Origin of the sequence: Lamprocystis purpurea DSM 4197, assembly GCF_000379525.1 — a bacterium.
Classification (GTDB): domain Bacteria; phylum Pseudomonadota; class Gammaproteobacteria; order Chromatiales; family Chromatiaceae; genus Thiodictyon; species Thiodictyon purpureum.
Map to the genome: position 1 here is coordinate 1 of NZ_KB902527.1, position 23,331 is coordinate 23,331.

Here is a 23,331-nt window from a genome sequence, read left to right on the forward strand (position 1 = left end):
GGTCTACAATCGACGCAAAATCGCCCGCGTATCAGCCCCGCGGCCCCCTCGGATGCCCGTCTTGCGCCGCTCCGAGCGTCGACCACGTGCTGAAATACCGCCCGGCACCGGCCGGCGACCCTGGGCGCGGGGATACAATTCCCTATCTCTAAAGAAGGCCGCACCCGCAGCGGGCACCGTGCCAGGATCGGATTAGTCCAACAAACGTTTATCCGTCGTGCGCGCCAGGCGCCGTGCCACAACCAGGGATCAGTGCGGCGCGCACGACGGATAAACGCTTAGTCGTTAGGCAATCAATGCGCATCAGCAAGATAAGGAGGGGCTAGTGACCGGGTTCTGGATCGTTATTGCACTCGCGACCTTGATGATGGTTATCATTATAGGCATGATATACCATAACATCATAAGTTGTCTCGTCTCCTTTATCGCTGGTGCGGTGGGGGTATTTGTCGCGCTTTGGGCGTTCACAAGTTGGGGCGAGCTCTCGGGTCTTGGCCTTATTCCACTGATATTTGGCGGACTTAGCTTCTGGACTGGGGTGCAAGAACTCAGAGCAGAGGACTAATAGGGGGCAAAGGACTAATAGTGAGAGTAATAGGGGACAGTGCGGCCTGGCAAGGCCGCGTGTTCTAGCGAGCATGGGACGGGGTCAGGGTCAGGGACGGGGTCAGGTCTTGTAATCCAGCACGTAATCGCCGTTTCCTTGGTCTCGCAGGCAATAGGGGACAGACCACCAGGCAATAGGGGACAAGGCAATAGGGGACAAGGCAATAGGGGACAGACCAAGGCAATAGGGGACAGACCACGGTTTCCCCCTTAAAGCCCAAGGCAATAGGGGACAAGGCAATAGGGGACAGACCACTGTGGGGACGGGGTCAGGTCTAGGGGGGGCGGGGTCAGGTCTTGAACGACTTTGGGGGACAGACCACGGTTTCCCCGTTAGCCCGACACCATTGAGGCATAACGACTTTGGGGGACACGAGACTTTGGGGGCGGTAATAGGGGACCGGTAATAGGGTAATAGGGGACAGACCACGATTATTACCCTGACTTGGCCTCATCGCGTCTTATGGCAATTAAACGTGGTCTGTCCCCGATATACCCCTGCATGACCCCGGTCCCTGTGGTGCAAGACCTGACCCCGGTCCCTGCGGTTTCGGCTTCGGCAACTAATTGGCTCAACATCAGCAACTGGAGTCACAATAATGAAATACACCGTTATTCTACATCGTACAGAAGAGGGCATCAGCGTTTCGGTGCCTGGACTTCCTGGGTGTTGGTCTGAGGGCGATACCGATGCAGAAGCCATCGAGAACATTCAGGATGCTATTCAGGAATATTTGGCTGCGGTTAAAGAAATGAGTCGTGGTCAGGAATTTCGTGAAGTGGATATAGCAGCTTAGATATGTCAAAGCTGCCAGGCGTCAATCATCTCGACGCAGTTCGCGCCTTTGAAAAGGCCGGGTTTCGCATAATCAGACAAAGCAAACACATTGTCATGAGCGACGGCGTACATATCCTAACGATTCCTCGCCACAATCCCGTAAAAGCATTTACTATGGGCGGTATAGTTCAAGATGCTGGCCTTACGATCGAAGCGTTTCGCGCACTACTTTGAAAGCGAGACTAATAGGGGACAGTGCGGCTTGGCAATGTCGCGTAGTCTAGTGGGTGGAAATCCCACCTGGGTAATCGTGAGCCGCGAGCCCAGTATCGCGGAGGCAATAGGGGACAGGAGGCAATAGGGAGGCAATAGGGGACAGACCACGAGGCAATAGGGGACAGACCACGGTTTGCCACTGAAAGTCCTGCCCCGGCAGCAAAGAAGACAAAGAATGGCCTAACTTTGGACAATTCCGGGGACAGTTTACTTAAGTTTCCCCGCATGACAGGCGGCCGCAATGCCAAAGAAAATTCGACATGTTACGGTGACAGTTTACTAAATTCACTGAATGCGGATGGGCGTTGAACGCAACCCGTAATTACTGTATTTAGTAAACTGTCACCGTAATTTTTAATGGCGAGTCCCTATTGTGCGCCGATAGCTTTGAGAGAAATCATGCCTTCAATTTCAGCATTTTATGGGATCATCGTTTATATGTATTTCATGGACAATAAACAACATAAACTGCCCCATATTCATGTTACATATTCAGGACAAGAGGTCATAGTAGCTATACCCGACGGAGAAATTCTTGAAGGAAATATTCCCTCTGCAAAAATGAAGCTGCTTAATGCCTGGATAGAAATACATAAGGAAGAACTAATGGCTAATTGGGAGCTAGCCGTGTCAGGCGAACTACCTTATAAAATCGATCCTTTGAAGTAAAGAATATGAATCCAAGGGTTGAGCAAGTATCGGTCTTAAATGATTACAAACTGTCTATCGTTTTCAGTAACGGTGAGCAAGGAATATATGATTGCTCTGGCTTGGTAGAATTTGGAGTTTTCAAGGAGTTTAAAAACTATAGCTATTTTAGACTAGCCAAGGTCTCTGCTGGCACCGTCGTTTGGCCTCATGAACAAGATATTTGTCCTGATACATTGTATCTAGACTCGACAAGAGAAATGGACCAGATGGTAAAGGGGCCAAGCTCAATTATGAAATCCAAGAATGCCTAACCTTCGCCTCAAATAGGGATGGGGTCAGGTCTTGTAATCCAGCACGTAATCGCCTTTTCCTGAGAAGGAGCGGCGCCGGATGATCCGCGTCCCTACGGCTAAGGCAAATAGTTTCGAGGTAATTGCGTAGGAGATTTATTATTCCAGCATGTTGCAGCAATCAAGATATAGCGCATGAGATAGCTTGTGGGCATTTATTCGCCGGTCATGCGCATGAATTTGGCATTTCGACTCAAGCTCAATTTGAGGCCCTTATAAAAGATATACTGGATCTCCCAACAAGAACAACAAAGCCTTCGCAGAGGCAGAGTGGCTTATTGGGATATGACTTTGGCGGCGATGGTAATAGTCGACCCTAATAGCCCGGATTGTGGAACAGCATTCATACCATATGATGGCAAGACTTATTTTGATAACTTAAGGTAATAACAATGCATCTTATAGACATACAGGATTCTCATGGGCATTTAAAACTCTCGCTTGATAAGCTAATCACATTAAGTAACATTGTTAATGAGCTATGTTATGGGATAGGTATGTCAGATGCTGATTTTCAAGTAAGAATAGGGGCTTCTTCTTCAGAGGCAGTTGATCTACTTACTCAGTTAGTAGAACTCATAGATAAGATAGAAGCATATGAAAAAGACAACTCTGCGCCGAATGCCGGGGACAGTTTACTTAGTTTGCGGAAAAGGAGGCAGCACTGAACGCAAAATGCGCACGGGAAAAGCGCGAAAAGGGGCCAGCGCGGCTTGGCAATGTCGCGGAGTCGGCCTCGATCAAGATTCCGGCCACTTGGGCTCGTCAGGTGCGTAGTCAGGCCATCCTGGCCTGATACCGTCAGGGCTGGTACGCATGCCGCTGGCCGGGATGACGATCAAGGCCGCGGAGTCTAGGGAACCGAATGGAATGACGGTGACAGTTTACTAAATGCGCTATTGGGGGCGGGGTCAGGTCTTGCAATCCAGCACATAATCGTCGTTTCCTTGGTCACGTGAAGAATGCGTGATTGCAAGACCTGAACCCGGTCCCCGTCCGGGATTGTGACCCGTTCGGGATTGCGCCGGGGAACCGGCGTTCCTACGGTGGAGGTCAGAAACAGATCGCAGGCTTTCATGGATTTTGAGGTTGTCGGAAGCATTTCCAGCATTGAGCCTGTAGCTGTCGGCGCAGGCATACGCGACTTGCCGCGGTTCCGAAAGCAATACGGCAAAGGAAGCTGGAAAAAGTTGAAAGGATTCGCAAGCGTCCGACTTATTGACGGCACAGTTCATACTGCCGAATTGCACTGGTATGAAGCTCATGGTATCGGCAAAAAAGAACTCAAGATAAAATTTCCGCTACTTGACTAACTAAACCATGGCCACAGACGAAAAATCGCAATTGCCTTTTGCTGTTTGTATCAGTAATAAAGACTATCCAGCATCGCTGGAAGTCGGTAAGTTGTATCAAATTATACCAGACGAGGTTGCGGAATCACACGGTTACATTCGCGTAATTGATGAAAGCGGAGAAGATTATGGCTATAGTAGGGATCGCTTTTTCCCTATCCAAATCCCCGCTGCGTTGCAGGAAGCTTTACTGAAAGCAGCCTAACGCCACGGAATGGCGCGGAATGGGTAAGGTCTCGCATTGTAGTATCCTCCAATTCCGGGGACAGTTTACTTAACTCCCCGCATGAAAGGCGGCCGCAATGCCAAAGAAAATTAGACAGCTAAGAGCCATTTTGCTAAAGGCTGGATGTACGTGTGAAAAGGCAAAAGGGAGTCATACAAAAATGAACGCACACTATAGTATCTTAATTCAATGGTCCGAAGCAGATCAGGCTTACATCGCTTCGCTCCCGGAGTTCGGGCCTTATGCGCTAACGCACGGCGCTACCTACGAAGAGGCGCTTAAGAATGGTCAGGAAGCTCTAGACCTTCTGATGGAAGAAACCCTGCCATTGCCTCGTCCTCAAACTTTCGACGTCACTCATAGGAAAGTTGCCTGACATACGCCTCAAAACTCGCGAGGAGACCCGCATCCATGTCCACGTTGCACACCCGGATGGTGAAGCGAAATTCTGGCTGACTCCCTCGGTACACTTGGCAGTGAATATCGGCCTTTCAAGTATGCAAATTTGTCAAGCGCAAGCAGTCGTTGAAGCGCATATTAAGGAGATTCAAGATGCCTGGCATCGCCACTTTGGCTGCTGAAGTCACCAATGTATCTAAGCATTGTTTCTGGCTCTTGCTGGATGATGAGGAATTGGCTGTACGGTTCTCGGAGTTCCCGTGGTTTAAGTCGGCAACCATTGAGCAACTCTCCGAGATTGAACGTCCAACGGAAAACCATCTATATTGGCCAAAACTTGACGTCGATCTTTCGGTTGAATCAATTCGCAAGCCTGAAGACTTTCCTCTGATCTCGACGGAGAAGAATAGGGGAAAGACCACGTTTTCCCCGACTGGACTGCCGCCAACTTGCTGATCTGTCGATTAGATTCGAGGGGATACCTCGGTAGCGGAATGGGGTCACGCCCGGAATGGGGTCAGGTTTCGCATTGTAGCATTCCGATGAATGAGAAATGGCCTAACCTCGCGCGCTGTCCGGGTCGCTTAACCCATGTCGGTAGGTAGGATGAGCAAGTTGCAAGCCTTCCACCATGGTCGAGAGAATTATGGCTACTGTCGCCAGAAAAATTGATGCATACAAATTGGTTGATCGCTCGCCCAATTTAATTGAGTCTGACCTTTTATCCCGGAAAGTCCGATCAATACTGAAATAAGCGTTTAATATCATGATTGATGATGAACAAGAAACGATGGGGCTGGTAAAAAAGATGAAGGATTGTCTACCCATTTTCGCCTATCCTTCGAAAGAGTTCGTCTCATTATTGAAGAAGAGAAATATAAAACTCAAAGTCGATCAACTTCTGGAAATTATCGATACTGATTACTTTGGGGATGAAGGAGGGGTTGTCTGTAGTTTGAAGTTTCCCTTCGCAACTGAAGAGAATTTCGTTGTTTCGCTGACCCATCTTCGGCTTGTACCTAATCATCCCCTTCCGACAGATGTCAGAAAGTATCAAGTTCGCCGCGTTAGGAACTTAGCTCAACAATGAATAATCAGCGAACACTCGGGAGGAAGAAAAACAGGTCGCATGAACCCCTGCCCCTGGAAGACGAAAAACCGAGGGAACCTCATTTTTTGGCCTCAGCCCTAAGCAGTCCCTCAAAGGGCTGCTGATCATTGAATGACCTGACGAACAACTAAAGCTAACATGACGGCCTCTATATCAACTACCTGCTTGTTATTGACATTAACATTGAGATTGGCGAACTATGTCCAAATCACTCGCTGAGATTTTGCACGGGGGACCCGTTGACGCGGAGGAGGTAAGACGAGTCAGCGAGACATTGATATTTGAGCGGGCACGGCTATGGCCCAAGTTTTTTAGGTTTGCCAGTCTGCTGGTTCTCGCCGCAAGCATCGCAACTTTTGGGCTTCTGGGCGATTCGCTGGCAGTTGTAATCGGTGCCATGATCGTGGCCCCATTGATGCTGCCGATCATGGGGCTGGCGTTCAGCGTGAGCATTGGCGACCGCAGTAAAATCGTCAGCACGCTGCTCGTAAGCTTTGCCGGGATTGCAATGGCGGTGGCCGTGGGATTCGTCCTGACGCTGCCGATCGCACGGATCACGCATCCCGAGGCAATCCAACAGATCATGATCCGCACATCACCGCACCTGCTCGACCTGATGGCGGCACTTGCCACTGGCTTGGCAGGAGCTTTTGCGATATCGCGCAGGGATGTTTCCGACACGCTGCCAGGCGTAGCCATTGCGGTGTCGTTGGTGCCGCCACTCGCGAATGTGGGCATTCTGTTAGCTCTTGGCGAACCCAATCTCGCCTCCGGCAGCCTGCTGCTTTTCGTAACGAACTACGTGGCGATCCTGCTCACAGGCTCGCTTGTTTTCGTCGTGATGGGGTTCCGGCAGGCCGCGACGGCGCCGTTCGACGCGAGGGCACGACGCCGAGCGGTGGCAATCGCCTTCGCGGCCTTACTGATCATCGTGATTCCACTCTCAATGGCCAGTTATAACCTGATCGTCACTAACAAGATCTCCGCGCGAACCTACGCCCTTGGACAAGAGTGGCTCGAAGGTTCCGGATACCGGCTCATGTCGGTTGATGCCGAAACGGCGGACGGAACGGTGAACCTCCTCCTCTTGGGCGACGGAGACCTGCCGCCGCTGAACAAGCTTGAAGAGCGCACCCGTGACCTCATTTTCGGCCGAACCATTCGCGTGAAGGTCGTTAAATCACAAACCCTCTATATCGGCACGAAGTCGCGTTGAGGTGGAGAAAGGGGTCAGTGCGGAATGGCACTAAGTTAAGGCGCTTACGCTTTAAAAACAATAGGCTGTGCGGGTCGCGGAGGCCGAGAAACGTCGCGGAACCACCGTCGCAAGCCTGGAAAGCCAGGCGCGAGCCTCAGACTCAACAGTCTTTTGGCCGTTGCTCCTTCGTAAGGCAATGATATTACGAGGCATCCGCTTAACTTAGTGCCATTCTGGTCAGTGCGGCCTGGCACTGCCGCGTGTTCTAGCGGGTGTGAATCCCGCCTGGGCAATCGTGCGCCACGAGCCCAGTATCGAGCCTTGTAGCGGAAGGGGGTCAGGGCTCGCATTGTCGCATGCCGATGAATGAGAAATAACCTAACCTAGCGTGCTGTCCGGGTTGCGTAACGCATGCCGATAGGTAAGACGCACAAGTTGCAAACCTTCAAGCTCAAGAAAAACATGCCGAGCGAACGGGATCACGTTCATAGCATCGGCAAAAATGATTCAAGAATACACGATGATACAGATGATACAGGTGAACTATGGTTGATTATGACGAACAAGATAGAAGGATTGCCGGCGTCCTGGGTTCGGACGAAGTGCCCGAAGTCAATGATCAAACCTTGATAGCATATCTTGCTTATCTCAGAAATAGTTTAAGTTTTCCATGTCTCTTGACCGGCATTGAAGACTTCGAATGGGAAGAGCGTTACGTTTTTGGGCATGGCAGCAAATCAGAATATGAGAGACTAAAAGAAAGTCAGCCTTCTCACACCGATATTTTTGAACTTCTGGGTTTCGATGAAGAGATTGACCAAGGATATGGAATCCTGGCTAGTGTGAAGCGAGTAAAAGATAAGAAGAGTTTCACATTACCATTGGCTGATTTACGAGATAGAGATGAGCACTCAGCGAACTATCAATTGCTTGATGACTATTCAGTATGGTTTGTTAACAACAGATGAAATTCTGATTTATCGCGTTCAATAGAGAGCGTCAGCTCGGTAGGTGGGCAAATGAGAGTGAACCCAAACGTTCGCAGGCCTTGATCGTAATCCCGGCCAGCGGCGTGCGTAGTCAGGGCTTCCAGCCCTGACGGTCAGGCCAGGATGGCCTGACTACGCATCCGGCGAGCCCAAGTGGCCGGAATCTTGATCGAGGCCCGTTCGTAGCAGGAGGAAGAAGGGCCAGGCTCGATTGAATTCTCCGCTGGCTGCCGAATTTAATTGAGCCTGGCTCCTAGTCCCATCGACGAGCTGGCCTTGATCATCCTTCCGGCCAGCGACGGCCTGTCCGCAACTGGAGGCCGAGGCTTTAGCCGGTAGCGATTCCCGAGATCTCGAAGAAAATCAGTGGTGTCTGCGCGCCGGACCGGCTAAAGCCTCGACCTCCAGTCGCCGGAACGATGACCAAGGCCGACGAGCTAGGCACCCCACGACCGCTATTTCCGCGAGCGCACCACCATGATCAATGGGCTTGTGATTCGTAATATGACCCGTCCCGAGGTGGACGCGCTCGTCAACTGGGCCGCGCAGGAGGGTTGGAACCCCGGCCTGCATGATGCCGAGCTGTTCTGGGCGACCGACCCCGCCGCCTTCATTGCCGCGGAGCTTGACGGGGGGTTGATTGGCGGCGGAGCCATCACCTCCTATAACGGCGAATTTGGCTTCGTGGGTTTCTTTATCGTCCAGCCGGCCTTTCGCGCCAAAGGTCTCGGCCATGCCATTTGGCATGCGCTCCGGGAGCGCCTGATCGCCCGGCTGCGGCCGGGCGCCGGCATCGGCTTGGATGGCGTCTTTGCCATGCAGGACTATTACGCCAAGGGCGGTTTCGTCTTCGCGCATCGCGACATCCGTTTTCGCGCCGAGATTCCGAACCCTCCCGTTACCCCGGTGGTTGGCAACGAAGCGATTGTCCCGCTCGGCGAGGTTCCTTTCGAACAGATCCTTGCGTACGACCGCGGCTGCTTCCCCGCCCCGCGGCCGGAGTTCTTGACCGGGTGGATCGCCCAATCGGACGGCCTGGCCTTGGGCTGTCGGCGTGCCGGGATACTGAGCGGTTACGGCGTGGTACGCCGTTGTCGGGAGGGATGTAAGATCGGCCCCTTGTTCGCTGACGACGCGCAAGCAGCGACGGCCTTGTATGCTCACCTGGCCGTGTTCGCCGCCGGCGGTCCGCTGTTCCTCGACACGCCGGAGAACAACCCCGCCGCGCTTGCGCTCGCGCACCAACACCAGATGGTCGAGGTCTTCGGTTGTGCCCGGATGTATCTGGGTCCGCCACCGGAGCTTGCGCACGAGCGCATCTTCGGCGTCACGACCTTCGAACTGGGCTGATGGGCGACGCGCCTCGGATTTTCACGTTCGCCCGCCGCGGGCGCGGGCAGAAAGTGAAAGCCGGAAGTAACCGGCTAAGCTAAAACGGGAAATTTGGGCGGGGTGACAGGATTTGAACCTGCGACTGCTGCGTCCAGAAGACAGTGTGTCGAAACAAAGCGCATAAATATCAATGTGCTGCGCCACCGCCCCCAGCGTGAGCGCGTCTCGATACACCTGCAACCGCCTGATTGCGTCGGTACGGTTTCACGTGGCCCGGTGGCCGCGCAACGCCAGCAGTACCACCAAATACCCCTCCCTGGTCAGCCCGTTCGGCGGCTGCAACGAGCGCAACGCGCGCCACTCGATGGGGCGGATGTTCAAGCGTTCGCACAGGAATGCGTCGCCGGCCAGGCTCGCGAGACCGACCGAGGTCTTGCGATCCGCCACGATGTGCTCCCGGCTGATCTCAGTACTCGCCAGCGTTTCGTCGCTTTCGCCTCCCATCAGCCAATCCAGCGTCAAGCCTCGTGTTATCTCTGAAAGTAGTCGACATTATTTATGTTTTCAAAGTGTCAGGCAACCAACGCGGCCAGCGACAAGAACATGGTGTAGCGGATGATCACCGAGAACCCCAGTGACCAGGGCGCGGGTGTGATTGTCGGCGCCAATGTTCGCAAACTCCGCCAGGCCCTCGGGTGGAGCCAGGTGACGCTTGGCCAGAAAGCCGGTCTTCGAGGGCTACATCTCTGCGATCGAGCGGGGGGAGCGGTGTCCGTCCCTGGAGCGGCTGTTCGACCTGGCGCGTGCGTTTCGCGTCGCGCCATCGCGCCTGGTCAGTGCGCCGATCAGTGATGCAGGGGCGGGGTAGGGCATGGACGCGCAACGGCCGACTGATGCCGCAGCGGCGTCAGGCGAATCTCCAGCCACGCTGACGCAGCAGTTGGTGCAACTGAACCAGATCGCGCGGGAGCGGGTTGGGCCGGACGCTGCTCCCGCCACCCATGGTCCAGCGCAGCCACACCAAGAAAGGCTCCAAGAGACCCTGAAACGATTAGAGAACGCCGGAAAACGGCGTGCCGAGCGCACACGCAACGAAGGGGTAGCCTGCGAGACAGCAGATTCCGCAATTTCAGCGTCGGATACTCCCGCGAAACGTCATCGAAACGGTCATTCCAATCAAACCCTGGTCAGCACCGCCAGTGACGCCCTGGAGACGATCGCACGTCAGCGGGGGCTGGAACAGACTGCCATGTGTGCGACGTCCGAATATCCAACCACGCTCACGCGGCTCCCACTGTTCCCCCCGGTGACGCGCGAAACGGCGATCGAGATGTTCAAACGCGGCTGGGTAAAGTTACAGTCGTCATGGGATGGCGGTGGCGTCTATCGTTCCGGACCAGCGCTCAATATTTACGACGAAGACACGCTGCTGGGACTTATGGTCTTGCGCTCGCGGCGGTTGATGGGGCCGGCCGATCATATGCCGACTGCCGTGCGGCGGTTGGATACGGAAGACACGACACCAACGGATGAACGCGTACAAGTCGATATCGTGGTATTCACCATATCCCAGTTGGAGACGGCCATTCATGGCTACACTCCGCGAAAAGGGTGGGGTGGGCGGGAACTGGCGCGGCGGCGTGAGAGTATCGAGGATCTCTATGGGCTCCAGTTGCGTTTCGACAAAGTGCGGGACGGGTCGAGGTACCAAAGAGTAAAAATCTCGCTCTTTGATATTCCGGAGTTCTCGAAAGAGCGAGATGCCTGCTATTACGTCCAGTTCGATCCCCTGGTGTCGCGGTGGCTGGAGAATTATCACACGTTCATCAGTTTATCGCTGCGGAGAAAGCTCTCGGATCTCGGAAAAGCGCTCCATCGCTTTCTGGCAAGCCAGCGCAGTAATTCAGTCTATCGCATTGATGCGATCACGTTGTATGAAGCGATTGGGGCACAAGATCGCGTGTGGAAGCTCAATCAAAATGCACGCAAGCAGTTGACCATTATGCAACAAGAGAGGTTTATCACCTCGTTTCGTATCGACGGAACGGGTCGCTCCACGCCGTTCGTTCTGCATATCGTGTTTCCACGCAAGTCCTGATCGCTGCCGTTAACGCGCGCCCGAACCACCCCGGGCGCCGAGTCAACGCGCAAACACCAAAACGTGCTCATGTAGCGGGCACGCCGGCACCAAAACGCCCACCACGATAAGCCTGCCCGCACCGACCACGACGCGCGCATGCGCTTGGGCGTCAGAGAAGACCAACCGCAAGTGCGCTATTCCCGGCAACAGCAACGTCTCGGTAGGTGCTGGCGATCCCTGCTGTCTTGCGGAAAACACCGGGTTTTGAGGGTGCGAAGCGCTCGAAAGTTATCCACATTAATCCGAAGTTCCAGACCGGAGCCTGCAATTTCTCTTTCGGAAACATAACGATAAAGTAACTTTTCGCGCACTTACATGGGAACGTGTACCCATGTGCCGGTCGATTTCTGCTCGGACTCGGGCTATAGTCAGCCTTAGCGAATCAATCGCTTACCTGTACCCAGACGCTTGCACGCGAAAATTTTTCAAGATTCTGATTCGCCTAAGAAACTTCTGTTTTGAGCCTGGAACTTCGGATTAATCCACAGGACCACCGTGTCTTGAGGGTGAGAGTGCCGGGTTTTGAGGGTGCAATCCACCGTGTTATGAGGGTGCGGGCACCGTGTTATGAGGTTGCGAGTAACGGGTTTTGAAGGTGCGAAGGCGGCTCTTAAATTCTCTTATATATATGTTTATTATGATAAAAAATTGCATCTTGGGTGCTCTTAGTACTTCTTAGTACCTCTTCAGTAGTTAAAGAATTAGTACCGCGGCTGTGGCCGCGCCAAACTGATTTTCTTGAATATTTGAAGAGGGGACGTGACCAGTTGCCGCTACCAAGCCCGTTGGTACTGTGCGGGAGGCGTGAGCGCCGCCGCTTGGCCCAGGGCTCGCGCGGCCCGCAGCGGCCACTGGGCATCCCGCAAGAGATCCCGGGCCGGCAGCACCAGGTCGGCACGGCTGTTGCGGACGATCGGGTCGGCGTGGGTCGCAGTCGTGATCATGCCGACGGCGGCCGTCGCGATCCCCGACTCATGCCGGATGCGCTCGGCAAAGGGGACCTGATAGCCGGGACCGACCGGGATCCTTGTCTGCGGCACCAGACCTCCGGAACTGCAATCGATCAGGTCAACACCTTCGGCCTTCAGCAGGCGGGCGAGCGCGACGCTCTGCTCCAGGTCCCAACCGCCGTCCATCCAGTCGGAGCACGAGATCCGGACACCGAGCGGAAGCGGCTCCGGCCACTCGGCGCGTATGGCCCGGGTCGTCTCGATGAGGAAGCGCGCGTCAGCCGCCGTCGTGGTGGGCCAGATGGGCGCCGCCTCCGGCGTGGGCGAGTTGGACGTCAGGCACGGCGCCCTGGTCCTTCACGACGCGGTTGATGCGGTCAAGTGGTGGCGACCAGCGTCAAAGACACCGGCCGGTGGTCGCTGCTGCGTTGGCTCACCGTCGCCCCGGCGTTACCGCGCTCGAATGCCTCGTGCTCCACGGCTCCCGCATGGGCCTGGGCCACCAGCGGCAATTGGCCTCGACAGAGCGCCTGGCTCATCATGATGTGATCGATGAGGAGCGGGTTATTCGCGGCCTTGACCCCGCCGATGGCATCGTCATAGCGCGCGGTCCAGCGCACCCGCTCCGGGAAGTCGAATAGGGCGTGGTTGAAGTAACGCTCCGCCCGCACGACATCGCCTTGCAGGTTGCTGACCAGGTCAAAGAAGAGATAGCGCGACTCGAAAAAGTCCCGCCCCGGGCCGTCGTTGCCGTCGCCCATGAGCAGGAGGCCCGGCGCGGGCTTCTGATCGAATTTGGCGTCGATGTAGCGGCGCACGTCCAGCGCCTCGGTAGCCAAGTTGACCCGGGCCCTGAGCGCTCGGCGAGGAAAGCTCCGGTCGGGTTGCCGTCCGCGTCCAGTTCCAGCTTGTTCAGGTTGATCTTGGACTTCAGGTGCAGGCCGATCAGCTCGATCTGCACGTCCCCACCGAGGTCGAGGACCAGGACCTGAGGGTGGCGGTAGTGGCGATGGGTGCTCGCCGCTAGCGCGCCCCAGTAATGCACCGGCCAGCTCGGCTGCCCGGTAAACGCCCGCCACACCGAAGGGTGCTGGAGTTGGCACTGCTCCAGCAGTGGGGGGCGCACCAGGAACCAGATCGATAGTGACCGAATCGACTCGATCCGGGCGCGCAGGCCGCGACGCGTCGGCACCGGCGATTACCGGTTCGCTGCGGACGCTGCGGACGCTGCGGCGGGTTACCCGGTTCTGGGTCGGCGTTCGTGGTATTGGGTGTTCGGTATCGATCTGAGCAGCAATGATCAGCGCCGAGTGGAGGCAACGAGGGGTATGGTTATGGCACAGCGACCAGGATTATCAGACGCCCGTGGGAAACCCGCGGGAGGGCTAGCGTGACCGGTGGCGGGTACAGTCGGCAGTCGGGTCTGATCGCCAGGTTCCGCGCGGTGTTGCGTCTGGCCCTCGCAGTCGTCCTGTCGTTGGCGCTGGTCTGGCTGGTATCCACCGAGGACCAGCGGCGCGGCTACCTGAAGATGCTCGGTCTGTGGGAGGCAGCGCAGGCCCTTGGCGGCAAGAATCTGCGTATCGCTGCCTTCGGGTCAGAGTTTGAGATCGCCCATTTCCTGCCGCGGCCGATCGCGGCCCCGCCGCCGTCGGCGCTCACCACCGATGGCACCCGGTACGCTCAGGACGGCATCGGTCACCCCTGTCGCACCAGCGGTCCGGCGAACCCGACCCACAAGACCCAACAGGAGGTCTATCGCTGGACCGGCGCCGATGGCCGACCAGCCTTCAGCGATCAGCCACCGCGGGGCGCGGACGCCCAGGTCGTCGGTCTGACGGCGGAGGGTGGGGTCGGGATGTTCTCCAGTGACTACCGCTTCGTCGGCGGGGCAGGGGACAACGCCTTCGAGACGGCGCTGCCGGCCAACATCGACGGCGTCTTCCGTTTCCTGGCAAAGGGCCTGGCCATGCATGGGGTGCAGCCGCTGCATGTCCGCCTGACCGTCATCGACGGCGAACGGCGCTTCGTCGACTACCTGAACAGCAAGCCCCACAAGCTCATCGCCACCAGCACCAGCGGCTTCTATTCCTTCGACGGCAACGAGGCCGTGGCGCGCTGGATGGGGCCCGCGGTCACCCTGGCGGTGACGCGCCACGAGATCACTCACCTGGCGCTGGGCAACTGGCTCGGCGACACCCCCTGTGGCTCAACGAGGGCCTGGCCGAATTCATCGAGCGGCTCCAGTTCCAACAGTCCTATGCCACCGCCCCCGCGCCGGTCCAGGACCTGGACAACATCGCCCGGCTGCACCGCTCCGGCACCCTCCCGGCCCTGCGCACCTTCGTGGCGATGGATCGGGACGACTGGAACCGCCTCGGCAACGACATCGCCTACCCCTACGCCTGGTCACTGGTGCACTTTCTCCTGAAGGACCCGCAGCATCGCCCCCTGGTCAGTGCCTATCTGAACACCCTGGCGCAACACCGTTGCCGTGCGTTCGACCACGCGGGCTACCTCGACCTCAACTACCCCGGCGGCCTGGACGCCCTGGCGGCCAACTGGGGGGCTTGGCTGATCGAGGGCCAAGCGGTTGCGTTGACGTATTAGGTCAAGTACCCAGAGGTCCATCGGGGTGGCCTTTGAGCGCTAAACAGACGCCTCTTGCAGATTCTGGCCGACTATTGCCCGCTAAGCATTGGATAACACGGCGATTGCTTGACTAAGGATGCAGTGGTAAGGTTTTGCTCCCGGTAGCACCCTGCTGGCCGAGATGGCTTGCCTGTGCTGCGAATTGAACGCAGAGCACGAAGAGACGCGTATCCAATGCCGACTGAACCCTGGGTCTCCGTCGAAGATGTGTCGATTCACCTCGGCGTCGCGAAGGACTCCGTGTACCGGTGGATCGACCTCAAGGGGCTGCCCGCGCACAAGATCGGTCGGCTCTGGAAGTTCAAACTCTCAGAGGTTGACGACTGGGTCCGTTCGGGCGGTGCCGTCGACCAGGGGTCCGAGGAGTCCAGCCGGGAGGATCGGTCATGACGCAGCGATCATCCGGCGTCGATTTCGAGCGGCTACTCAAACTCCGGCTGGCGGTCGCTCGCCACGGGGAGATGGACGCGGCCGGCTGGTGGAACACCAAGGGCATCCTCGGCCGCCATGGCGCGCTGGCGCTGAAGCGCGGTTTTCCGTCGACTCACTATTTTGCGCAGGCCCGGATCGCCTTTGCGGTTGCGCGCAGCCGTTGCCGGGAGATCTTCGATCCGCCGGGGTGCATGACACTCTGGCATCTCCCCGCGGAGATTGAAGATCAGTTTGAAGCGCACTGGCAGGACTGGTTGGACCAGGGAGAGCGCTGGGGGGCCTTCTTCGAGACGCTGGCGACGGCGGGCGGGAAAGACCTTCTCGCGGAACTCGTCGCGTTTGGTCTCGTCGATCAACGCCACCTCGACGTGGTCGCCAAGCTGCGCCGGTCAGACGAGGGCAGGTCGGTCCTGTTGTCCGGAACCGACCGGCCGAGCGACGAAGTCATCACGCTACTGGCGGCCGGCTTCGCCAGAGGCGAGCGCGGTAACCCGGCGATCCCCTATGCACGGCTTGAGGACTGAGCATGGAGGCTCGATCCAAGGTCTCTTCCTGCCTGGCCATCAAAGGATCCCTGATCGATGAAACCTTCGCGGTGTTCTGCGGCTGGGACTACGCCGCCTCGAAAACCGACAATCTCAAGCGTGCTCGCGACGAAAACACCATCGGCGCCAAGAGTGCCAACTGGGCGCAGAATGTGTCCTGGGCGGTCAGCCGCCGCTTCGATCCCGCGGGTCGCGACCGCCCGCTCGTGGAGCTTGCCAAATCGGGGTGTGACCGGGAAGTCTGGCAACCGCTGCTCCTCTACCACCTGACCCGCGACGAGTTGCTCGTCCGCGATTTCCTCGTCAACTGGCTTTACCCTCAGTTACGCGCCGGTGCCTACCGTCTGCGCCCCGAGGACGTGCTTCCCTACTTGCACAGCCTGAGCAACAGAAAAAACATCGAGTGGTCAGGCAACTGGAGCGAGGCCACGACCAAGCGTGTGGCGTCAGGCCTGTTGCGGCTCGCCGTCGACTTCGGGCTCCTCACGGGCACACAGTCACGGGAGTTTTCCTCCTACCACCTACCGGAGCAGAGCTTCATGTACCTGCTGCACGCCATGACGGACCGCGAGGCGAACGCCCGGCGTATCATTGATGCCGAGGACTGGCGCCTGTACTTGATGGACACCGCCGACGTGGAGCGCGAGTTGCTGCGCTTGCACCAGTTCCGCAAGCTGCACTACGAGGTCGCCGGCAGCCTCGCCCAAATCAAACTGCCGGCGGCATCCGCCGCCGAGTACGTGAGGGAGCTCGGCTGATGCCCGACTGGAAGGCGCGCCTGACCCAGCAACTCGAACCGGTGCTGAAGCAACCGGACCCCCGGCAGCAGCTCAGCGCCTACCACGACATGCCTTATGCCATCTTCCGCTATCCGCCGGAGGAGGAGTTTGGCGTCCGCCGGCAGGTCTCGCTGTTGCGCACGCGACTGGAACAGTTGGGCAAACGGGTCACGGTCATCTCGCTGGCCGAATGCCTCGCAGCCGCCCTGGAAGCGGAAGGCATGGGGCCCGCGGCACTCATCGACGCCGAAAAATCAGTGGGCCTGGAGGTCACGGTCGACACCATCTTCCAGATCCTGAGCGAGTACCAACCTCTGGACGAACTGGTCGCCCGCCGCATCCCCAGTGACGCGGACCCCCTGCGCGACCTGGTGTTCATCGTGCGTGCCGGCGCGCTCTTCCCCATGTATCGCACCTCCGCGCTGCTGGAGCAGCTCAAGGGCAAGGTCCAGGTGCCCGCCGTCCTGTTCTACCCGGGCGAACTGGACGGCGCCGCGGGGCTGCGGTTCATGGGTGTGCTGGATGCGGAGCATAACTATCGGCCGAAGATTTTTTAGTCGTCGGTCGTCGGTCGTCGGTCGTCGGTCGTCGGTCGTCAGTCGTCAGTCGTCAGTGGTCAGCCCGATGAAGATTTCAGCGCCGAAGCCCGAACCCGAACCCGAACCCGAAGACCAAAGACCAAAGACGAGAGACTGACGACTGACGACTGACGACTGACGACTGAGACTGAAGACCGACGACTGAAGACCTATGACTACAATCAAAACCCTCTTCGCCAACGCCATCGACCGTCGTATCGAGGAGGTCATCAAGGTCGATCAGGCCGACGCGGCGATCATCCGCGACGAACTGGCCGAATACATCGTCACCGACTCGATCCGCGCGCATTTTCTGAAGATCTTCGAGCACTACCAGACCACCTGGCAGAAGCCCAACGAAGGGATCGCCATCTGGACCTCGGGGTTCTTCGGCTCGGGCAAGTCCGGCTTCGCCAAGTACCTCGGTCTTGCGCTGGCCAACCGCGACATCCTCGGACAGGGCGCCGGGGAACTGCTCGCTCAGCGCTGCAATGACACCAAGGCCCAGGTCCTGCTGACCAACATCGCCGAGCGCATCCCCACCGAGGCGGTGATCTTCGACGTCTCCACCGACCGTGGCATTCGCACCGGCAACCAGAGCATCACCGAGATCATGTACCGGCTCTTCCTGCAGAGCCTGGGCTATGCACGGGATCTCGATCTGTCCGAGTTGGAGATCACCCTGGAGGAAGAGGGCCGCCTCGACGCCTTCAAGTCCAACTACCGGGAGGTGTTCGACAAGGACTGGGACTACGAGAAGGGCAAGATCGCCACCGCCGTCCAACAGGCGAGCCGCGTCATGCACGTCATGGACCCGGCCACCTACACGACGGTCGACAGTTGGCGCGAATCGGCCATGCAACGCGCCGACATCACCCCCGGCGATCTGGCCGCCCGCTGTCTGGAATTGATGTCCCGCCGGCGGCCCGGCAAGAACCTCCTGTTCGTCATCGACGAGGTCGGCCAGTTCGTCGCCCGCGACGTGCAGAAGATGCTCGATCTCTCGGCGGTCGTGCAAAGCCTCGGGCGGGTCGGGCGCGGCAAGCTGTGGATACTCGTCACCTCCCAGGAAAAACTCACCGAAGTTGTCGGCGGCCTGGACGACCGCCGGGTCGAACTCGCCCGCCTGATGGACCGCTTTCCGTCCGAACTTCAGGTCCACCTGGAGCCCTCCGACATCTCGGAGGTCACCAGCAAGCGCGTGCTCGCGAAGAACGCCGAGGCCGAAAAGCGGCTCCGCGAACGCTTCACCGAGCACCGCGGCCGGCTGACCGACAACACTCGCCTCACGGCGGACATCACGCTGCCGGAACTGACGGCCGACGCCTTCATCGACCTCTATCCGCTGCTCCCTTATCAGATCGACCTCATCATCCAGATCGTCTCCGGCCTGCGGACCCAGGGCGGGGCGAGCAAGCACGTCGGCGGCGCCAATCGCACCATCATCAAGCTCGCCCAGCAATTACTCATCCACCCGGACGTGGACCTGGCCAGCCAACCCATCGGCACCCTGGCGCGTGTGGACCAGATCTACGACCTCGTCTCCGGCAATATCGGCAGCGAGATTCGCGCCAAGATCGCGGACATCGGTACAAAGATCGCCCATCCGTCCGCCCAACCGGTCGCCAAGGTGATCTGCCTGTTGCAGTACGTGCGCAGCGTTCACCGGACGGCCGAGAACATCGCCGCCGCACTGCACCCGGCCATTGATGCCGATTCACGCCTGGTCGAGGTCCGACAGGCACTCGACGCCCTGGAGAAGGGCCTGATGGTCCGCCGCGGCGACGATGGCTACCGGATTCCCTCGCCGGCCGAGGATGATTGGGAACGCCAGCGCGCCGCGCTGGTCCCCAAGCCCGGCGACACCGCCCGCCTGCACGCCGAGGCCGTCACCGCCCTCTGGCAGCCGCAACCCTCCCACAACCTGCTGGACGTCAAGCCCTTCAAGGCGGGGCTCTACCTGGGTGAGCGCCTGGCGGTGGAGGGGGACATCCCGTTTCACCTGGCCCTGGCCGAGTCCGGGACTGAATTCGATCAACAAGTGGAGGCATTCCGCCGTCGCAGCCAGACCGAAACCCAGGCCGTCTTCTGGGTCGCTGCCATCCATGAGGTCATCGACCGCGAGACCGTCGAACTCCACCGCTCCAAAGAGATCCTGTCCCGCAAGGAGCGGGGCGCCCAGACCAAGGACGAGTCCGCCCTGGTGGCGGAGGAGAAGATCCGCCAGCGTCGCCATCAGGACGAGCTCCGGCGCCTCATCAAACAGTCCCTGCTCACCGGCACCATCTTCTTCCGCGGCAACGACCGCAGCCCGGACGAGGGGGCCGGCGAGGTCTCCCGCACCGCGGCCAAGGTCCTCTCCCAGGCCCTGCCGGAGGTCTTCGACCGCTTCGCGGAGGCCGCCGCGCGGGTCACCAAGAATGACCTGGATTCACTGCTGACCACCGAGAACCTGCGGGGACTGACACCCGTCTATTCAGACCTGGGACTGGTGCGGGACCAGGGCGGCAAGCCCGTCTTCGACGTGGAAACCGGGGTGCTCGCCGAGGTGCTGGCCCGCATCGAGAACCGCACCAGTTACGGTGAGACCGCCAGCGGGCGCTGGCTGACTGACGAGTTTGCCAAGGAACCCTTCGGCTGGGAATTTGACACCGTTCGGCTCCTCGTCATCGCCCTGCTGCGCGCCGGCAAGATCGAGGCGACCAGCAAGGGGCAGGTCATCGACTCCGCCCTGTCACTCGACGCGCGCACCACCTTCACCAACAACAACCTGTTCCGCCAGGCATCCTTTCGCCCGCGCACCACCGACTGCGAGTTCACGGACTACATCGAGGCCGGGGAGGCCTACAAGACCTGCTTCGGGAAAGAGATCCAGGAGTACGAGGAAAACCTCATCGCGGCGGCCATCCGCGAAACCACGGAGGGCTTCGAGGAAATGCTGCGGGAAGTCCTCGCCCAGCTCGACAAGCATGGGCTCCCCGGGGGCGAGGTGATTGCCGGGGCACTGAACAACAGCGTGGGCTTCCGCCGCCAGCGCGACTGCCAGACGCTCAAGGCCTTCACCGCCTGCCACCAGGCGCTGAAAGAGGCTATCAAGCGGGGGGCCGAACTCGCCAAGACCCTGACGGAGCCCGCGCTCCACGACCTGGGCCGGGCGCGCAAGGCGCTCGATAGTCTCTGGCCCTTCCTGGAGCACGAGCCGGACTTGAGCGACGGCGACCGGGACCACGCCGAGCAGCTCAAAGACCTGCTGGCGCGGGAGTCCTTCTTCCGCGAACTGCCGGCCATCGATCAGCACGCCAAGGCCCTGGAGACCGCCCACCAGGCCCGCCTGAAACAGGCGCTCGAGGCCCGAACCGCGGCTTACGCGGACGCCCTCCAACAACTGCGCGGCACCCCTGGTTGGGAAGAGGTCGGCGACGAGCAGCGCGACCGCATCGCTGAGCCGCTGGCGACATACATTGTCGCGAAGGCCGCCACCGCGTCGATACCCCAGCTCAGAGCGGACCTCGACGCCTGCCCGGTCCGGCGCGATAAGGCCGTCGAAGACCTGATGCGCCTGATTGACGGCAACCGGGTCGTCAAGATCAGTGCCGCCGGCTTCTTCTCCGGGGGCATCGAGAACGAGGAACAGCTCGATCAGGCGCTCGACGGGCTCAAGGAACAGTGCCTGGAGCTCATCGGCGCCGGCAAAAAGGTCTTAGTCCAATAGACTTCGCCATGCTCGACTCGGACATCCCCACCACCGAAGCGCTGACTATCGAGTTCAAGAGCGACCAGAAACGGTTGCCGGACAAGGATCTGGTGCTCGCGGCGGTCTGTCTGGCCAATACGGACGGTGGCCTCATCTACCTTGGCGTCGAGGATGACGGACAACCGACCGGGCTGCACCCGGACCACCATGATCTGAACGGGTTGGCCGCCTTGATCGCCAACCGCACGATTCCACCGCTGAGCGTTCGCACCGTCATGATGGAGTCCGCGGGACTGAAGATTGCGCGGATCGAGATTCCCCGGTCGACCCGATTGGTCGCCACCAGTGACGGCACGCTCCAGCGCCGGCGACTGTTGGCCGACGGTAAACCGCAGTGCGTGCCGTTTCTTCCGCACGAGTTCGCGTCGCGCGAATCCGATCTGCGGCTTTCGGACTACTCCGCGCTACCGGTCGCCGGCGCCGACCTCGACACGCTCGACCCCGCGGAGCGCCATCGGCTGCGCCAGGCCATCGAGCGTTACCGGGGTGACCGGTCCCTGCTCGGTCTCGACGATGCTGAACTCGACGGTGCGCTTGGGTTGACCCGAACCGAGTCCGGGCAGCGCGTCCCAACGGTCGCGGGCCTGCTGCTGATCGGCCGCGAATCGGCCATTCGGGCGCACCTACCCACCCACGAGGCGGCATTCCAGGTCCTGGACGGAACCGAGGTGCGCGTCAATGACTTCTACCGCTGGCCTTTGGTGCGGCTGTTCGAGCGCGTCGAAGAACAGTTTCTGGCGCGGGTCAGCGAGCGCGAACTCCAGGTCGGCCTGTTCCGGGTGCCGGTGCCGAACGTGGAACCGCGCGCATTCCGCGAAGCCCTCGTCAATGCGCTGACGCATCGTGACTACAGTCGTCTGGGCGCGGTGCAGACCCGCTGGCAGACCGAGACCCTGTCGATCAGCAGCCCCGGCGGCTTTGTCGAGGGCGTGTCCCTGGACAATCTACTGGTGGTCGAACCCCGCCCCCGCAATCCGCTGCTGGCCGATGCCTTCAAGCGCATCGGGCTGGCCGAACGTACCGGCCGCGGCGTCGACCTGATTTACCAGGGCCTCCTGCGCTACGGACGCCCGCCGCCAAGTTACCTGCGCAGCGACCCATCGAGCGTCAGCGTCGACCTCAACTGCGCCGAGGCGGACCTCAACTTCCTGAAGCTCGTCTTGGAGCAGGAAAACCAGCTCGGTACAGGGCTCCCAATCGAGAGCTTGCTGGTTCTAGCGGAACTGCGCCATGCCCGCCGTCTCGATACACCTGAGACCGCCAAGCTGCTGCAACGCGACAGCGCTTATGGGCGCGCGGTCCTGGAGCGACTCGTCGAAGCGGGCCTCCTACAGGCCCATGGGGTACGCAAAGGGCGGACCTACACCCTGAGCGCAGCCGTCTACCGTCAACTGGGTAGCCCCCTTGACTACGTTCGCCAAGCGGGTTTCGATCCCCTCCAGCAGGAGGAGATGGTCAAACGCTACGTCCGCGAACACGGCAACATCCGACGCAGTGATGTGATACGACTGTGTGGCCTCAGTCCTCAGCAGGCGACGCGCCTACTCAAAAAATTGAATAATAATGGTATTTTGGAGCCGCATGGCGAGGGCAAAGGCACCGTCTACGCCCGTGGTCCGAATTTATGATCGCGAGCGAAAAATTTACGCTCGCGAGCGTATTTTTGCGCATCACCATTCACGCATTTGTTTTTACTAGCGTATTTACGATTCAGCCTGGAGCAGGAAAGTTCGGAGTTCGGAGTTTGGGGTTCGGAGTTTGGGGTGCGGGACTCCAGGTGGGGCCTTCGTCTTGAGGGTGCTGACCGCTCGGAGCACACTGGGGCACCGGGAGCAAACCGGAATTTGGAGCGAGGTTTTCTGGCATGACAACGCGTGTTGAAGGCATTTGTGAACACGGTCAGGTGCGCCTGCGTGGCCGCTGCCGGGGGTGGCGTGCGGGCGGATCGCGGTGACTGTCCTCCCGGATACCCTGCCCCCAAGGTCATCGCGAGCGCTCCCGCCCGCGGTGCATCCGCCAGCGGCAACGGCGCCAGACGAAGCGACGACGGCGACGCCAGTCGCGCCATTGACAGGTGATGCCGTAGTCGACCATTACCAGCCGCGCACTGAGCTTGGCCACGAACTCCTCGAATTGCGGCGTGCCTATATCCTGGGCGGAGGCAAACTGCTGAGCTGGGATGAACTCGATGAAGAAATGCGTGAACGTCGTGGCCATGTTTCGCGTCGGCAAG

The 23,331-nt window shown here is 58.9% G+C and carries 28 protein-coding genes and 2 pseudogenes; 25 read left to right on the top strand and 5 right to left on the bottom strand.

Going from position 1 to position 23,331, the window contains the following annotated elements; all coding sequences use genetic code 11:
• Positions 1–1,205: 1,205 nt before the first annotated feature.
• From A39O_RS39130 to A39O_RS0123475, 14 genes are all read left to right on the top strand, one after another.
• Positions 1,206–1,403, top strand: a complete 198-nt coding sequence (locus A39O_RS39130) for a type II toxin-antitoxin system HicB family antitoxin (RefSeq protein ID WP_026199688.1) — start codon at positions 1,206–1,208, stop codon at positions 1,401–1,403.
• A gap of 2 nt (positions 1,404–1,405) precedes the next feature.
• On the top strand, positions 1,406–1,618 hold the full coding sequence (locus tag A39O_RS39135; RefSeq protein ID WP_083924852.1) for a type II toxin-antitoxin system HicA family toxin: 213 nt from the start codon (positions 1,406–1,408) through the stop codon (positions 1,616–1,618).
• 399 nt (positions 1,619–2,017) lie between these two features.
• Positions 2,018–2,329, top strand: coding sequence for a type II toxin-antitoxin system toxin DhiT (gene dhiT / locus A39O_RS39140; protein WP_322786462.1), 312 nt, complete (start codon positions 2,018–2,020; stop codon positions 2,327–2,329).
• Between the two features lie 5 nt (positions 2,330–2,334).
• The gene (locus A39O_RS43675) at positions 2,335–2,622 is read left to right on the top strand and encodes a DUF2442 domain-containing protein (protein WP_083924853.1); all 288 of its coding nucleotides are present in this window, start codon (positions 2,335–2,337) and stop codon (positions 2,620–2,622) included.
• Between the two features lie 431 nt (positions 2,623–3,053).
• Positions 3,054–3,329, top strand: coding sequence for a hypothetical protein (locus A39O_RS41185; RefSeq protein WP_157640368.1), 276 nt, complete (start codon positions 3,054–3,056; stop codon positions 3,327–3,329).
• 408 nt (positions 3,330–3,737) lie between these two features.
• Positions 3,738–3,974, top strand: a complete 237-nt coding sequence (locus A39O_RS39150; protein ID WP_083924854.1) for a hypothetical protein — start codon at positions 3,738–3,740, stop codon at positions 3,972–3,974.
• 7 nt (positions 3,975–3,981) lie between these two features.
• Positions 3,982–4,218, top strand: coding sequence for a hypothetical protein (locus A39O_RS39155; RefSeq protein WP_083924855.1), 237 nt, complete (start codon positions 3,982–3,984; stop codon positions 4,216–4,218).
• Positions 4,219–4,399: 181 nt separating this feature from the next.
• On the top strand, positions 4,400–4,615 hold the full coding sequence (locus tag A39O_RS39160) for a type II toxin-antitoxin system HicB family antitoxin (RefSeq protein ID WP_020507111.1): 216 nt from the start codon (positions 4,400–4,402) through the stop codon (positions 4,613–4,615).
• Complete coding sequence (locus A39O_RS39165) at positions 4,608–4,820, top strand: DUF4160 domain-containing protein (RefSeq protein ID WP_245561966.1); 213 nt, start codon at positions 4,608–4,610, stop codon at positions 4,818–4,820. Before A39O_RS39160 ends, A39O_RS39165 begins: the two co-directional genes overlap by 8 nt.
• Positions 4,792–5,094 carry a DUF2442 domain-containing protein gene (locus A39O_RS39170; protein WP_083924857.1) on the top strand — a complete coding sequence of 101 codons (303 nt, stop codon included), beginning with the start codon at positions 4,792–4,794 and terminating at the stop codon, positions 5,092–5,094. Before A39O_RS39165 ends, A39O_RS39170 begins: the two co-directional genes overlap by 29 nt.
• 310 nt (positions 5,095–5,404) lie before the next feature.
• Complete coding sequence (locus tag A39O_RS41190) at positions 5,405–5,728, top strand: hypothetical protein (protein WP_157640369.1); 324 nt, start codon at positions 5,405–5,407, stop codon at positions 5,726–5,728.
• A 220-nt stretch (positions 5,729–5,948) separates the two neighbouring features.
• Positions 5,949–6,965 (top strand): DUF389 domain-containing protein, encoded by a 1,017-nt coding sequence (locus A39O_RS0123470; RefSeq protein WP_020507113.1) that lies wholly within the window; start codon positions 5,949–5,951, stop codon positions 6,963–6,965.
• Between the two features lie 527 nt (positions 6,966–7,492).
• The gene (locus A39O_RS41195) at positions 7,493–7,915 is read left to right on the top strand and encodes a hypothetical protein (protein ID WP_157640370.1); all 423 of its coding nucleotides are present in this window, start codon (positions 7,493–7,495) and stop codon (positions 7,913–7,915) included.
• Between the two features lie 498 nt (positions 7,916–8,413).
• Positions 8,414–9,286: a GNAT family N-acetyltransferase gene (locus A39O_RS0123475; protein WP_026199689.1), complete on the top strand. Its 873-nt coding sequence runs from the start codon at positions 8,414–8,416 to the stop codon at positions 9,284–9,286.
• A gap of 246 nt (positions 9,287–9,532) precedes the next feature.
• On the opposite strand, the gene A39O_RS0123480 is transcribed toward A39O_RS0123475, so the two are convergent.
• Complete coding sequence (locus A39O_RS0123480; RefSeq protein ID WP_020507115.1) at positions 9,533–9,772, bottom strand: hypothetical protein; 240 nt, start codon at positions 9,770–9,772, stop codon at positions 9,533–9,535.
• A gap of 208 nt (positions 9,773–9,980) precedes the next feature.
• Between A39O_RS0123480 and A39O_RS39175 the strand changes: the two genes are divergently transcribed.
• Positions 9,981–10,136 (top strand): helix-turn-helix domain-containing protein, encoded by a 156-nt coding sequence (locus tag A39O_RS39175; RefSeq protein ID WP_083924858.1) that lies wholly within the window; start codon positions 9,981–9,983, stop codon positions 10,134–10,136.
• A 3-nt stretch (positions 10,137–10,139) separates the two neighbouring features.
• On the top strand, positions 10,140–11,366 hold the full coding sequence (locus tag A39O_RS0123485; protein ID WP_157640371.1) for a hypothetical protein: 1,227 nt from the start codon (positions 10,140–10,142) through the stop codon (positions 11,364–11,366).
• A 151-nt stretch (positions 11,367–11,517) separates the two neighbouring features.
• On the opposite strand, the gene A39O_RS41850 is transcribed toward A39O_RS0123485, so the two are convergent.
• From A39O_RS41850 to A39O_RS37040, 3 genes are all read right to left on the bottom strand, one after another.
• Positions 11,518–11,694 carry a hypothetical protein gene (locus A39O_RS41850; RefSeq protein ID WP_169338483.1) on the bottom strand — a complete coding sequence of 59 codons (177 nt, stop codon included), beginning with the start codon at positions 11,692–11,694 and terminating at the stop codon, positions 11,518–11,520.
• Positions 11,695–12,181: 487 nt separating this feature from the next.
• Entirely contained in the window at positions 12,182–12,697 is a 516-nt protein-coding gene (locus A39O_RS0123490) for an oxidoreductase (protein ID WP_083924859.1), read from the bottom strand.
• Between the two features lie 38 nt (positions 12,698–12,735).
• Positions 12,736–13,197 (bottom strand): hypothetical protein, encoded by a 462-nt coding sequence (locus A39O_RS37040; RefSeq protein ID WP_020507119.1) that lies wholly within the window; start codon positions 13,195–13,197, stop codon positions 12,736–12,738.
• Between the two features lie 692 nt (positions 13,198–13,889).
• On the opposite strand from A39O_RS37040, the pseudogene A39O_RS43680 reads away from it, so the two are divergent.
• The 9 genes and pseudogenes from A39O_RS43680 to A39O_RS0123540 all read left to right on the top strand — a co-directional run.
• Positions 13,890–14,183, top strand: a pseudogene (locus A39O_RS43680) (DUF4124 domain-containing protein); the annotation flags it as partial.
• A 407-nt stretch (positions 14,184–14,590) separates the two neighbouring features.
• Positions 14,591–14,758 (top strand): annotated as a pseudogene (locus A39O_RS43685) (hypothetical protein); the annotation flags it as partial.
• Positions 14,759–14,773: 15 nt separating this feature from the next.
• Positions 14,774–14,968 carry a hypothetical protein gene (locus A39O_RS41855; RefSeq protein ID WP_020507122.1) on the top strand — a complete coding sequence of 65 codons (195 nt, stop codon included), beginning with the start codon at positions 14,774–14,776 and terminating at the stop codon, positions 14,966–14,968.
• A 216-nt stretch (positions 14,969–15,184) separates the two neighbouring features.
• Positions 15,185–15,400, top strand: a complete 216-nt coding sequence (locus A39O_RS0123515) for a helix-turn-helix domain-containing protein (protein WP_020507123.1) — start codon at positions 15,185–15,187, stop codon at positions 15,398–15,400.
• A complete protein-coding gene (locus A39O_RS0123520) occupies positions 15,397–15,966 on the top strand; it encodes a BrxE family protein (RefSeq protein WP_020507124.1) in 570 nt (189 codons plus the stop codon). The genes A39O_RS0123515 and A39O_RS0123520 overlap by 4 nt, the downstream gene beginning before the upstream one ends.
• 2 nt (positions 15,967–15,968) lie before the next feature.
• Positions 15,969–16,745, top strand: coding sequence for a BrxA family protein (locus tag A39O_RS0123525; protein ID WP_020507125.1), 777 nt, complete (start codon positions 15,969–15,971; stop codon positions 16,743–16,745).
• A complete protein-coding gene (locus A39O_RS0123530; protein WP_020507126.1) occupies positions 16,745–17,323 on the top strand; it encodes a BREX protein BrxB domain-containing protein in 579 nt (192 codons plus the stop codon). The genes A39O_RS0123525 and A39O_RS0123530 overlap by 1 nt, the downstream gene beginning before the upstream one ends.
• A 193-nt stretch (positions 17,324–17,516) precedes the next feature.
• A complete protein-coding gene (gene brxC, locus A39O_RS0123535; RefSeq protein ID WP_020507127.1) occupies positions 17,517–21,056 on the top strand; it encodes a BREX system P-loop protein BrxC in 3,540 nt (1,179 codons plus the stop codon).
• 8 nt (positions 21,057–21,064) lie between these two features.
• The gene (locus tag A39O_RS0123540) at positions 21,065–22,726 is read left to right on the top strand and encodes a DNA glycosylase AlkZ-like family protein (protein ID WP_020507128.1); all 1,662 of its coding nucleotides are present in this window, start codon (positions 21,065–21,067) and stop codon (positions 22,724–22,726) included.
• A 355-nt stretch (positions 22,727–23,081) separates the two neighbouring features.
• On the opposite strand, the gene A39O_RS0123545 is transcribed toward A39O_RS0123540, so the two are convergent.
• Entirely contained in the window at positions 23,082–23,315 is a 234-nt protein-coding gene (locus tag A39O_RS0123545) for a hypothetical protein (protein ID WP_157640372.1), read from the bottom strand.
• Positions 23,316–23,331 lie beyond the last annotated feature (16 nt).